Raw genomic sequence first — 12,568 nt, forward strand, 5'->3', positions numbered from 1 at the left:
AAATAAATCGGCGACAAGCGCTCGCATTCAGGGAGTTTGGCGGACTTCCGGTTCTACTTCGCATACGCTACGCTTAACTTCTCGCATGGTCGGGGATACGACTCCCTCCCTGCTTTCAGTCATCACATACACCAGTATGCTGCGCTTCCGGCTTCCACCAAACTCCCTGAATACAAACGCTTTCGCTCGATTTGTGTATAGCAAAATTTTTCGTCTTACCCAAAGTAAATGGCTCGGCGGTTTTGCTTTATCTTGAGTTTTGTCCCAACCTCTTAAAATCCTTCTAATTTCAAATTTTCAAATTGAAGCGGTCTCAAATTCGTCATTGTCAGCCCGACTAATCTGACACTATCTTCACCACTGTAAACATCATTCAAAAGACTTAGACCTGCCTGAAAAATAATCTGCGCATCCTTCGTATATTCCATTAACGATAATCGCCTAGTCACTGTATTAAAATCACTATATCGCAATTTCAAAACGACCGTCTTTCCCTGCTTCCCTATCTTCTCCAAAGAAGCTTCGATTTTCTGCGCGAATAAAAATAACGTATCTTGCATTAAACGTTCATCAAAAATATTATTCGCAAACGTTGTCTCCCTGCCCACTGATTTACGCTCTCGGTGCGGGTTTACTTTCGAATCTGATAAGCCCCTCACAGCACGATATAGTCGGTATCCTTGCTTATTCAATTCCCGTATTAAATCCCATTCATTCCAAGCCTTTAAATCGGCTCCCGTTTCAATACCTAAGCGATGAAGCTTCTCAGCAGTGACCTTCCCAACACCGTGAAATTTCGTTACAGGTAAGCGCTCCAAAAAAGCCTCTGCCTCTTCTGGCAAAACAACCGTCATTCCAGCTGGCTTCTTAAAATCTGAGGCAATCTTAGCAATAAATTTATTATACGACACACCCGCGGACGCGGTTAATCCAATCTCATGATAAATGGCATACTGAATCTCCATCGCCACCTTTATTGCAGACTTAATTCCCCGTTTGTTCTCTGTCACATCTAAATAAGCCTCATCTAGCGACATCGGCTCTACTAAATCGGTATAGCGATAAAAAATTTCACGTATTTGCATTGAAACTTCCCGATAATGTTCCATATTGCCATGAACAAAAATCGCATGCGGGCACAGCTTATACGCTTGTTTCGTGGGCATCGCTGAATGAACACCAAACTTCCTTGCTTCATACGAACACGTAGACACAACACCACGCTTATTTGGGTCCCCGCCTATAATTAACGCCTTTCCGCGATATTCTGGATGATCACGCTCTTCCACCGAAGCAAAAAAAGCATCCATATCAATATGAATTATTTTACGCGTCTTATCCATGTCTCCATCGCCTTTCGATAACGAACATTTGTTCTATTTTTTTATTATACCTAATATAGGACAAAATTTCAAGTATCTTACGAGCAAAAATAAAAAGAGCTAGGAGAAACCTAAACTCTTTTCAACTTCATTTCTTTCCGAAGGCACTTTTTCCGAAGAATTCAATCACGCGAGGCATCACTTGGTACAACCTAGAGATGATATTCATCGCGAATGGTAAGTTGATTTCACGCTTGTTTTTTCCCATAATGGCAACTGTTTTCGCGGCTACATCTTCCGGTTTTAAAACGAGAAAACCAACATTTTTTAAATAGTCACCTGATGCATCTGCAATATCAAAAAAGTTCGTCGCAATCGGTCCTGGATTCACCGTTGTAACGTGTATATTAGAAGTCTTTACTTCCATGCGTAAAGCGTTAGAATAGCCTAATACAGCGAATTTCGTTGCAGAATACGCAGAAGATTTGGGTGTTGCAATTTTTCCAGCTTGAGAGGCGATATTAATAATATGTCCCGCTTCTCTAGCTAGCATTTTCGGTAAAACCAACTGGGTTAGGCGCATCAGACCCAATACGTTCGTGTCAAACATGCGCTCTACCGTACCAAAATCAGTTGTGACAGCCTCCTCAAAAATACCAAAACCAGCGCAATTCACGAGCACATCAATGTTTGTATTCGCCAGCTTTCCCGCCACTTCTTCAATTTCCGCAAAATTGGTCATGTCCATTTTATGATACGTGCTAATCACGCCAAAATCTGCTTGAATCTGCGTTGTTAAACTTGCCAATTTCTCCGTACTACGCGCTGTTAAAATCGTATGTGCACCTTGTGCTGCAACCTGTCTTGCTAGCTCCGCGCCAAGGCCATTAGATGCCCCTGTAATTAGCACCGTTTTATCTTTTAAAAAATGATTCATTTTTTTCAGGCTCCTTTTTTATAGTTCAAATATGGCGAAATCTGTTGCTATTGCTGTGTTAGGAAAAATAGGGCGGCATTCCTCTACCAAGCTTTGATTATCATCCCGACTATATCGCGAGCTAATATGCGTAATAATCAATTGCTTTGCCCCCGCATCCTTCGCAAGTGTTGCAGCTTCTAGCGTTGTCGAATGCATGTATTCACCCGCCATGTCTCCCATATTTGCAGCAAACGTGGCTTCGTGAACAACAACATCCGCATGATGTGCAACTGCCAATTCGTTCGGCGTCACTTTCGTATCACCAAAAATCGCAATGACACGACCCTTTTTTGAAGGCCCAATAAACGCGCTGCCACTAACGACAGTCCCATCTTCTAACGTCACCGTCTTTCCTTCCTTCAACTCTTTAAAAATCGGTCCTGGTTTCACGCCAAGTGCAGCAAGACCAGCAGCATCAAGCGCTCCCGTCTTATCCGCTTCCTCTATTCGGTAGCCATAACTCAAAATACCATGTTCTAATTCCTTACAAGTCACTTTAAATGTTGCGTCTTCAAACACGAGCTCATCTTCTATTTCCACAATTTCCAGCGAATATTTTAAATGTGTGCCACTAACCGCCAAGCTCGTCCGGATATAATTCGCCAGCCCCACAGGTCCATAAACCGTAAGTGCCGTTTCCCCACCTTGAAAAGAACGACTACTAAGCAAACCTGGTAAGCCAAAAATATGATCTCCATGCAAATGTGTGATAAAAATTTTTTTCTAGCTTACTCAGTTTAATCGAGCTACGTAAAATTTGGTGTTGCGTAGCTTCCCCACAATCGAACAGCCAAATACTGTTTCGCTCATTTAGCATCGTGAGCGCAATCGCCGAAACATTGCGGCCTTTGGAAGGAACTCCAGCCCCTGTCCCAAGAAAAATCAATTCCATCTTTGTCTCACAATCCTCTCGTCAACTTCTCATCACTAATAGTATCATATTTGCCAAATTTATTGAACTTCCCGCCCCACTAAAAATTTATTTTGGGCTCAATCAGTTGCACAAACCAAATCTAACCGCTAAAATAGTAAGGAATAATGAGGATGACTATGATTGCATTGTGTTTTATACGCCTCATTTATGACAATACTCGAAATAAAGCCGTACACCTGCTGAACTCTATGTTAGTTTTTTTAAAGCAGGAGGTACTGATAGCTTTACATAAATCGAGCGCTTGCCGATGTATTCAGAGTATGTCCATATATTTAAGAAAGAGGGTAAGTACGTATGACAGAAGTGAAAGAACAAGTGGCTTTAATAACTATTTTTGGCGGTACGGGAGATTTGGCAAATCGTAAACTTTACCCTTCGCTATATCATCTCTTTACAAAGGGATTTTTGAAAGAGAATTTTGCAGTGATTGGTACTGCTCGTCGTCCGTGGACAAATGATTTCTTCCGCGAAAAAGTAGTAGAATCTTTAAAGGGAATTGAAAAAGAGGGTTTTGATCCGCAAGATTTTGCTTCTCATTTCTACTATCAATCACATGATGTAACGAACCAGGAATCGTATGTGCAACTAAAAAATCTCTCTGATGAGCTCGACAAAAAGTATGAACTGCAAGGAAACCGTCTGTTCTATCTAGCAATGGCACCTAATTTCTTTGGAACAATTGCTAGTCGATTAAAGTCAGAAGGTTTTGTCGATAATGATGGCTTTAGTCGTTTAATTATTGAAAAACCATTTGGTCGTGATTTAGCGAGTGCCCAAGAATTAAATGAATCGCTACGTCAAGCTTTTGCGGAGAATGAAATTTACCGTATTGACCATTATTTAGGCAAAGAGATGATTCAAAATATTTCTGTTATCCGTTTTGCGAATTCTATTATTGAGTCGCTTTGGAATAATCGCTATATTGACAACGTCCAAGTAACACTTAGTGAAACGCTTGGTGTAGAAGATCGTGGCCGTTATTACGAAGAAAGTGGCGCTTTGCGTGATATGGTACAAAATCATATTTTACAAATCGTATCATTGCTTGCCATGGAACCACCAATTAAGCTAACAACTCAAGAAATTCGCCATGAAAAAGTACGTGCGCTTCGTTCGTTACGTGTCATTGAAGGCGAAGATGTCTATAAATATTTCGTACGCGGTCAATATGGCCCAGGTACTGTTGACGGCGAACAATTAGAAGGCTATCGTCAAGCTGAAAATGTAGATCCAGATTCTAATACCGAAACATTCGTAGCAGCCAAGCTAATGATTGACAATTTCCGTTGGAGCGGCGTACCATTTTATATCCGCACCGGGAAACGTTTAGCGAAAAAAACTACACAAATCGCTATTCAATTCAAAAGTGTACCAATGAATCTATTTGGTGGCCAACAATCGCTTGCAGGAAATGTACTTGTGATACATATCCAACCAGACGAAGGTATCACACTACACATGAATGTCAAAGAACCAGGCCAAGGAATGCTAACCATGCCAATCAATTTAAATTACGCTCACTCATCACCAGATGGCATGAACACACCAGAAGCCTATGAAAAACTAATTCAAGACTGCCTAAACGGCGACGCAACCTACTTCTCTCATTGGGATGAAGTCTCCCTATCATGGAACTTCGTCGACAAAGTAGCTAACGTATGGTCCAACACGAAAGAACACTTCCCGAACTACGCATCGGGCACAATGGGACCTAAAGAAGCCGATAAATTGGTGGCACAGGATGGGTTTGAGTGGTTTGAATGAAAAGCTGAACGGGCTCGTTCAGCTCCGAAAAAAACTGGAGCGGCCGCAGTAAAAAGCCGCTCTTGCTTTTTGCGGAGGGCGTGAAGTTTTCGAGGAGCTAGCCCGTGAAGCTGGATCCGGAGGCGTCAAGTATGACGCCAAACCCAGCTAATACAAACATTGTTTCCCACCGCTAACCAACAACTAAATCCAAAAAAGCAAGCGTGCTCGTCTAAAAAGCCACTCTTGCTTTTTTAGTCCTCTCAAATTCTCCAAAGCCAAAACCATCTCTCACCCGATCATCGTTCCCTTTTTCACAAATCCATGTTACAATAAAATAGAACAAACCATAAAGGAGAATCAATATGCCAGAAAGCATTGACGATTATATCGATCGCGGAATTCATGGTGCGAAAGAAATCAATCCAGCCGAGCGCAAGAAGTATCTCGGCACATTTCGAGAACGAATCGAAATCCAAATGAGCAAACAAGAAGTATTCGAAAAATATTGCACAAAAGAACTCGAGCAAGAAATGAAGGACCACCCGAAAGCTAAATTACTGCTTAACGGTTCCATTTCCTACGAAATTTTGCGCGCGTATATTATGCTCGCAGAAAAACATAAACTGCCCTTCTCCATCGTTGCGCGTGAAGACGATGATACGCCAGTTGGTCTTGTTTTAACGGAGGATTACGAAATTAACCGCGAAGATACGCAGCTTCATGAAACACCAATAATCGCAGAAGACACTACGGGAAAAGTGACTCTGCTCGACAAAATTAGAGCCATTTTTAAAGAATAAAGGATGTGACACTTTATGCTCCATACAATCGTTATTGCGCTTGCCATCCTTGTTTTCTTGCAAACGATTTATTTTTTCATACGAAAAAACACCGACATGGGCGTGATGTTTCTCCTCATCGGTGTTGCTTTATTAATTATTTCAACCATCGGCTAATTGAAAGGCTCGCCAGTGTCCAGCGCTGTGCGGAGCCTTTTTTGCATGTCGCCGATACCTTTTGAACCGTGAAGTGGAAATAAAAAAACTTGTTTTCCACCAGTTATTTTCTGTAGTAAGGGCTTAAATTTCTGCCCACCTAACATCGTAATCGATGCTTGTTGGATTCCAAGCACCTGCCATTGTTGTGTTAACAGTTCTAGCCCAATCGTCTCTGCGGTTACGCCGCGTGCCGTAAACCTGACATCATATGTTCCTAAAACAAGCGAATCCGGCTTTAAAAAACCATATTTCGGCGATAAAATGAGATACTCTCCATCAAACGTTTCCGCATACGCCTTGCAGAGCTGATGGAAGTTCCCAGTATACGCCTCACTCGCCTTCACCGCACCTAAATCGCTTTGCCTATCCCAAATTTTCGGCTTTCCAGATGGAATAATAATCATGATACACCTTGATTCATCGGATATTCCCACAACACAATCCGACCTCGCGATTCGACTTTGTCTTGATTTGGCTGATACACGAACCCTGCTTTTTTTAACACTTGGATTGAATGCGTATTCGTTTCAAAACTTCTTGCAAAAATCCGTTTAATCTCTGGCTGAACTTGTAGCCATGCAAGCAATTCCATCAAAGCTTCTGACACATACCCTTGGTTTTGATATTCTGGCACGATACTATAGCCAAGCTCAATCTCCCCTGTTTCCTCTGGCTTGCCCTGCCCGCCAATTTCACCAATAACTTTGTTTTCAGCTTTCAAAACTATCAAATGCGTCCATTTCGTCATTTCTGGCTCTTTTTTGACGTTTTCTAACACATAAGGTAGATAAAAAAAGAAATCAATACCTGGCCAGTCTCTGGACACCTCGTAGCCCGATACACGTTCTAGTTCATCTACTCCTAGAATCGTCGCTTGAATCCACTCCAAACTATACTCTAACAACAGTAGCCGTTTCGTTTCTAATTTTCCCATGACAAAACCCGACTTTCCATTCATTTATCTTACTCTAAAACTATCAAATTCTGCCGCATTGCGCAATTATTTTGCGGAATACAACCTGTTATTATTACCACATACTAATTTTTTCAAATCTTTTTTCATTATATTTGTATCCGCTTACACGTAGTTTTATCAATCAATTTAGCTATGTATTCTCGTTTTTCAATGAAATGACAAAAGCAATAAATTTTCAAAAAACAGTTGACATTTTCCCCTCAAAAGCTATAATTAATGTTATTACAAGCAACGTTATTTCCGACATACTTAAAACGGGCTACATAATCGAATTTTTAAGTATCTCATATTTTGATAAAAAGAGGGGCTAATGACTTATGAAAACTTTTAACCGAAATTACGTCATTACAATTTTATTACTCTAGCAAGGGTCTGGAACACTGTTTAAAACAAGCAGTCGTTTAGATCCTGTTTATCATTAAATGGGATTCTTATCTAGGCATCCCATTTTTTTACTCAAAAAAATGGGGTGCTTTTTTGTTGCCAAGCACTTGATTTGCCGCTTATTTTTCAGACAAAAGGTCATGCTAGTGATTATATTCTAAAAATTCAGCTTCGACCAACAATTATAATTAAAGAAACGGGGTACATGCTTATGCGCAGTGATAAAATTAAAAAAGGGGTCGAACAAGCTCCAGCTCGGAGTCTTCTACACGCCACAGGTCAAATAAAAAGTCCAGGTGATATGGACAAACCATTTATCGCCATTTGTAACTCTTATATCGATATCGTTCCAGGCCATGTGCATTTGCGAGAGCTTGCGGATATTGCGAAAGAAGCGATTCGTGAAGCTGGTGGTATTCCTTTTGAGTTCAATACGATTGGTGTCGATGACGGGATTGCAATGGGACATATCGGGATGCGTTACTCCCTGCCGAGCCGTGAAGTCATTGCTGATGCTGCCGAAACCGTGATTAACGCCCACTGGTTCGATGGTGTTATGTATATTCCGAACTGTGACAAAATTACACCTGGCATGTTACTTGCCTCTGTTAGAACGAATGTACCTGCTATTTTTTGTTCCGGTGGTCCGATGAAAGCTGGTCTTTCTGCTACTGGTAAAGCTTTGACGCTTTCTTCTATGTTCGAAGCGGTTGGTGCTTTTAAAGAAGGTAGCATGAGCCAAGAAGAATTTTTAGACATGGAAGCAAATGCGTGTCCGACATGTGGTTCTTGTGCTGGTATGTTTACGGCAAATTCGATGAACTGCTTGATGGAAGTGCTTGGTATGGCGGTTCCTTTCAACGGGACAACGCTTGCTGTATCCGAAGCGCGTCGTGATTTGATTCGTGAATCGGCTTTCCATTTGATGGATCTTGTGAAAAAAGATATTCGTCCTCGCGATATTATTACACGTGATGCGATTGATGACGCTTTTGCACTTGATATGGCAATGGGAGGTTCTACTAACACCGTGCTTCACGTTCTGGCCCTTGCTAATGAAGCCGAAATCGATTATGACCTAGAGCGGATTAACGAAATCGCAAGTCGTGTTCCCTACCTATCCAAAATTGCTCCATCCTCTGCTTATTCGATGCATGACGTCCACGAAGCAGGCGGCGTTCCAGCTATTATGAAAGAACTCGTTGATCTTGGCGACGCAATTCATCCCGACCGAATCACCGTTACTGGCAAAACAATCCGCGAAAACGTAGAAGACGCCAAAATTAACAATACCGATGTTATCCATCCTAAAGAAAATCCCTATACAAAAACAGGCGGTCTCTCCATTCTATTCGGAAATATCGCACCAAAAGGTTCGGCTATCAAAGTCGGCGGTGTTGACCCTTCTGTATCCGTGTTTACTGGAAAAGCGATTTGCTTTGATTCTCATGACGCAGCAGTTGAAGCAATTGATAATCATACCGTTCGCGAAGGTCATGTTGTCGTGATTCGCTATGAAGGTCCTCGAGGTGGCCCAGGAATGCCAGAAATGTTGGCCCCTACTTCTTCCATCGTAGGACGCGGTTTAGGAAAAGACGTCGCACTCATTACAGACGGTCGTTTCTCTGGAGCAACGCGTGGTATCGCGATTGGGCATATCTCACCAGAAGCCGCAGCAGGTGGTCCGATTGCACTCATTGAAGATGGCGATACAATCGTGATCGATCTTCCAAACCGGACGCTAAACGTAGAAGTCGCGCCGGATGTCCTAGAAGCACGACGCGCCAACATTCCTAAATTTGTTCCGAAAATAAAAAAAGGTTATCTGGCACGCTACGCTGCACTTGTAACATCTGCCCATACCGGTGGCGTAATGAAACTTCCAGACGAATTCCTAGAATAATAAGGAGAGGTGAAAAGAATGATGAAAGTAGAAAAGCAAACAGCAACGACAACGAACAATGGTGCTGAACTATTAATTCAAGCTTTAAAAGCGCAGGACGTGGATATGATTTTTGGTTATCCAGGTGGTGCCGTACTTCCTTTGTACGATGCTTTTTATGACTGTGATATTCCGCATATCTTAACGCGTCACGAACAAGGCGCGGTGCATGCTGCTGAAGGTTATGCGCGTGTAACTGGGAAAGCTGGAGTTGTCGTCGTAACTAGTGGCCCTGGTGCTACAAACGCACTAACAGGGATTGCTGATGCGATGAGCGACTCGATTCCACTCGTTGTTTTCACCGGGCAAGTTGCTACACCAGGTATAGGAAAAGATGCGTTCCAAGAAGCCGACATGATTGGTTTAACGATTCCAATTACGAAATACAACTACCAAGTTCGCGATGTAAAAGATATTCCGAAAATTATTAAAGAAGCTTTCCATATCGCTACGACTGGACGTAAAGGCCCTGTTGTTATCGACTTACCGAAAGACATCTCCATTGCTTCGACTGATAAAGTCAACGATGACACTATCCATTTACCGGGCTACCAACCTACTGTGATGCCAAACAGAATGCAGCTTGAAAAATTGATGCAAGCCTTGGCCGAAGCAAGCAAACCTGTTATTTTGGCAGGTGCGGGTGTGAATCATGCTCGTGCTACGGCAGAGTTGCTTGATTTTGCAGAAAAGTATCAAATCCCAGTCGTTAATACACTACTTGGACTTGGTAGTTTCCCGCAGAATCACCCCCTCTTCCTCGGAATGGGTGGAATGCATGGTTCCTATGCTGCGAACATGGCGCTCACCGACCCAGATTTGCTGATTAACTTCGGTTCTCGGTTCGATGATCGGGTTGTAGGTGTCCCAAAAGAGTTCGCAAAAAACGCCGTTATTGCACATATTGATATTGATCCTGCGGAGATTGGCAAAGTATTAACAACGAAAATCCCGATTGTTGCAGATATTAAAGAAACGCTGACACAATTGCTTGATATCGAAATTCCTGAAAAAGCAGATACGAGTCACTGGTACAAACTAAATATGACTCGCAAAGAGCGCCATCCGTTCACGTATAATCGCGATGCAAAAACCGAAATCAAACCGCAAAAAGTCATTGAAATCATCGGTGATATCACAGCAGGTAAAGCATTAGTCGCGACCGATGTTGGCCAGCACCAAATGTGGGTTGCACAATTTTATCCATTTAGTCATGACCACCAAATTATGACGAGTGGCGGACTTGGAACGATGGGCTTTGGCTTCCCTGCTGCCATTGGTGCACAGCTTGCTTATCCTGAACAAACCGTTGTTGCTTTTGTTGGAGACGGTGGTTTCCAAATGACCAATCAAGAACTTGCTATTTTAAATGATTATATGATTAATCTAAAAGTCGTGATTTTAAATAATAGCACACTCGGCATGGTACGCCAATGGCAAGAGAAGTTCCATAACGAACGTTACTCCCATTCGATTTTCCAAAGCCAGCCTGATTTTGTGAAACTTTCCGAAGCTTATGGTGTAAAAGCAGTTCGCCTGACGGACCCGACGACACTAGAAGCTGATTTAGCGGAAGCTTTTGCTTACCCTGGTCCAATGGTTATTGATTGTGTGATTTCACAAAATGAGCTCGTGTTGCCGATGATTCCACCAGGTAAAGCGAATCATCAAATGGAAGGAGTGGAATAAATGCGACGAATCATTACAGCAACAGTTAATAATTCAAGCGGGGTCCTCAACAGAATCACAGGCGTTATTTCCAGACGGCAGTATAATATTGATAGCATTTCCGTTGGCTGGACAGAAATTGCCAATGTTTCTCGTATCACCATCGTCGTGCATGTCGACTCCCTGTATGAGATTGAACAAGTGACGAAGCAGCTAAACAAACAAATCGATGTATTGAAAGTAAGCGATATTACCGATGATCCGCATATGGAACGCGAGCTTGCATTAGTAAAAGTCAACGCCCCTGCCGCAACTCGTGCTGAAATCAACTCTATCATCGAACCGTTCCGAGCAACTGTCATTGATGTTGGTAAAAACAGCGTCGTTGTCCAAGTCGCAGGAACAAGTGAGAAAGTCAACGCCTTTGTGGACAGCATTCGCCCTTACGGCATTAAACAGATGGCACGAACTGGTGTCACAGGCTTTACAAGAAGCGCTAAATAATTGTGAATCCCAGAAATCCTTTTTCTGAGAAATATAAAAAGATAAATCTATGGAGGTTAGGAAAAATGACAAAAGTATATTATGAAGATGCAGTACAAAAAAGCGCGTTAGAAGGTAAGAAAGTAGCAGTTATCGGATACGGTTCGCAAGGACACGCCCATTCGCAAAACTTACGTGACAACGGCAATAATGTCATTATCGGGATTCGCGAAGGAAAATCAGCAGAAGCTGCTCGCAATGATGGTTTTGAAGTATTATCTGTGGCTGATGCAACGAAAGCGGCAGATGTCGTGATGATTCTTTTACCAGATGAAACACAAGGCGATACGTACGAGGCAGAAATCAAACCTAATTTAGAAGCTGGCAATGCCTTAGCTTTTGCACATGGTTTTAATATTCATTTTGACGTAATTAAACCACCGGCTGACGTGGATGTGTTCTTAGTAGCTCCGAAAGGCCCTGGTCATTTAGTTCGCCGTACATTTGTCGAAGGTGGCGCGGTTCCTGGATTATTTGCGGTTTATCAAGATGCAACGGGAAATGCAACAGATGTCGCTTTATCTTACGCAAAAGGCATTGGCGCAACGCGTGCTGGTGTTATCGAAACAACATTTAAAGAAGAAACAGAAACTGATCTATTCGGCGAACAAGCCGTATTATGCGGTGGTACAACACACTTAGTACAAGCTGGATTCGAAACATTAGTAGAAGCTGGCTACCAACCAGAACTTGCTTACTTCGAAGTATTACATGAGTTAAAACTAATCGTTGACTTGATGTACGAAGGTGGCATGGAAAAAATGCGTCACTCGATTTCCAACACAGCTGAATACGGTGATTACGTGTCAGGTCCGCGTGTTGTCACATCCGATACGAAAAAAGCAATGAAAGAAGTACTTACAGATATTCAAGATGGTACATTTGCCAAAGCATTTATTGATGATAATAAAAATGGTTTTAAAGAATTCCATCGCTTGCGTGCAGAGCAAAAAGGTCATCAAATCGAACAAGTTGGTGCAGCGCTACGCGAAATGATGCCATTCGTCAAACCACAAAACTAATAGGAAGAGAAATTGGGGATACGCAAAACTCGCCTGTCCCCTTTTCTAATATGA

Annotated in this window: 11 protein-coding genes and 1 pseudogene; 7 read left to right on the plus strand and 5 right to left on the minus strand. The window is 42.3% G+C overall.

What is annotated here, in order from left to right; translation table 11 throughout:
* Positions 1-272 precede the first annotated feature (272 nt).
* The 3 genes and pseudogenes from dinB to rnz form a co-directional block, all read right to left on the minus strand.
* Positions 273-1,343, minus strand: a complete 1,071-nt coding sequence (gene dinB / locus PRIP_RS09370) for a DNA polymerase IV (protein WP_036100959.1) — start codon at positions 1,341-1,343, stop codon at positions 273-275.
* A 127-nt stretch (positions 1,344-1,470) separates the two neighbouring features.
* Positions 1,471-2,259, minus strand: coding sequence for an SDR family NAD(P)-dependent oxidoreductase (locus PRIP_RS09375; RefSeq protein ID WP_036100960.1), 789 nt, complete (start codon positions 2,257-2,259; stop codon positions 1,471-1,473).
* Positions 2,260-2,277: 18 nt separating this feature from the next.
* A pseudogene (gene rnz, locus PRIP_RS09380) lies at positions 2,278-3,193 on the minus strand (ribonuclease Z).
* Positions 3,194-3,529: 336 nt separating this feature from the next.
* Here rnz and zwf point away from each other — a divergent pair.
* The 3 genes from zwf (at position 3,530) to PRIP_RS17310 (ending at position 5,937) form a co-directional block, all read left to right on the plus strand.
* Complete coding sequence (zwf, locus tag PRIP_RS09385) at positions 3,530-4,999, plus strand: glucose-6-phosphate dehydrogenase (RefSeq protein WP_036100961.1); 1,470 nt, start codon at positions 3,530-3,532, stop codon at positions 4,997-4,999.
* Positions 5,000-5,343: 344 nt separating this feature from the next.
* Complete coding sequence (locus PRIP_RS09390; RefSeq protein WP_036100962.1) at positions 5,344-5,781, plus strand: YueI family protein; 438 nt, start codon at positions 5,344-5,346, stop codon at positions 5,779-5,781.
* Between the two features lie 15 nt (positions 5,782-5,796).
* On the plus strand, positions 5,797-5,937 hold the full coding sequence (locus PRIP_RS17310; protein ID WP_173400781.1) for a hypothetical protein: 141 nt from the start codon (positions 5,797-5,799) through the stop codon (positions 5,935-5,937).
* Here the strand turns inward: PRIP_RS17310 and PRIP_RS09395 are convergent.
* Both PRIP_RS09395 and PRIP_RS09400 read right to left on the minus strand, forming a co-directional pair.
* A complete protein-coding gene (locus PRIP_RS09395) occupies positions 5,934-6,413 on the minus strand; it encodes a DUF6884 domain-containing protein (protein ID WP_149023804.1) in 480 nt (159 codons plus the stop codon). The genes PRIP_RS17310 and PRIP_RS09395 overlap by 4 nt on opposite strands.
* On the minus strand, positions 6,380-6,913 hold the full coding sequence (locus tag PRIP_RS09400; RefSeq protein WP_036101035.1) for a GNAT family N-acetyltransferase: 534 nt from the start codon (positions 6,911-6,913) through the stop codon (positions 6,380-6,382). Before PRIP_RS09400 ends, PRIP_RS09395 begins: the two co-directional genes overlap by 34 nt.
* 637 nt (positions 6,914-7,550) lie before the next feature.
* Between PRIP_RS09400 and ilvD the strand changes: the two genes are divergently transcribed.
* The 4 genes from ilvD to ilvC all read left to right on the plus strand — a co-directional run bounded on the left by ilvD (position 7,551) and on the right by ilvC (position 12,514).
* Positions 7,551-9,242: a dihydroxy-acid dehydratase gene (gene ilvD, locus PRIP_RS09405; protein WP_036101036.1), complete on the plus strand. Its 1,692-nt coding sequence runs from the start codon at positions 7,551-7,553 to the stop codon at positions 9,240-9,242.
* Between the two features lie 18 nt (positions 9,243-9,260).
* On the plus strand, positions 9,261-10,970 hold the full coding sequence (gene ilvB / locus PRIP_RS09410) for a biosynthetic-type acetolactate synthase large subunit (protein ID WP_036100964.1): 1,710 nt from the start codon (positions 9,261-9,263) through the stop codon (positions 10,968-10,970).
* On the plus strand, positions 10,971-11,453 hold the full coding sequence (gene ilvN, locus PRIP_RS09415) for an acetolactate synthase small subunit (RefSeq protein WP_036085891.1): 483 nt from the start codon (positions 10,971-10,973) through the stop codon (positions 11,451-11,453). It abuts the gene before it with no gap.
* Positions 11,454-11,518: 65 nt separating this feature from the next.
* Complete coding sequence (gene ilvC / locus PRIP_RS09420; RefSeq protein ID WP_036085892.1) at positions 11,519-12,514, plus strand: ketol-acid reductoisomerase; 996 nt, start codon at positions 11,519-11,521, stop codon at positions 12,512-12,514.
* Positions 12,515-12,568: the final 54 nt, after the last annotated feature.

The organism is Paenilisteria riparia FSL S10-1204 (assembly GCF_000525995.1).
GTDB classification, from domain to species: domain Bacteria; phylum Bacillota; class Bacilli; order Lactobacillales; family Listeriaceae; genus Listeria_A; species Listeria_A riparia.

Excerpts from the sequence above, each read along its gene's own strand:
- dinB (WP_036100959.1), bottom strand. The coding sequence starts at position 1,343 with ATGGATAAGACGCGTAAAATAATTCATATTGATATGGATGCTTTTTTT.
- PRIP_RS09375 (WP_036100960.1), bottom strand. The coding sequence starts at position 2,259 with ATGAATCATTTTTTAAAAGATAAAACGGTGCTAATTACAGGGGCATCT.
- zwf (WP_036100961.1), top strand. The coding sequence starts at position 3,530 with ATGACAGAAGTGAAAGAACAAGTGGCTTTAATAACTATTTTTGGCGGT.
- PRIP_RS09390 (WP_036100962.1), top strand. The coding sequence starts at position 5,344 with ATGCCAGAAAGCATTGACGATTATATCGATCGCGGAATTCATGGTGCG.
- PRIP_RS17310 (WP_173400781.1), top strand. The coding sequence starts at position 5,797 with ATGCTCCATACAATCGTTATTGCGCTTGCCATCCTTGTTTTCTTGCAA.
- PRIP_RS09400 (WP_036101035.1), bottom strand. The coding sequence starts at position 6,913 with ATGGGAAAATTAGAAACGAAACGGCTACTGTTGTTAGAGTATAGTTTG.
- ilvD (WP_036101036.1), top strand. The coding sequence starts at position 7,551 with ATGCGCAGTGATAAAATTAAAAAAGGGGTCGAACAAGCTCCAGCTCGG.
- ilvB (WP_036100964.1), top strand. The coding sequence starts at position 9,261 with ATGATGAAAGTAGAAAAGCAAACAGCAACGACAACGAACAATGGTGCT.
- ilvN (WP_036085891.1), top strand. The coding sequence starts at position 10,971 with ATGCGACGAATCATTACAGCAACAGTTAATAATTCAAGCGGGGTCCTC.
- ilvC (WP_036085892.1), top strand. The coding sequence starts at position 11,519 with ATGACAAAAGTATATTATGAAGATGCAGTACAAAAAAGCGCGTTAGAA.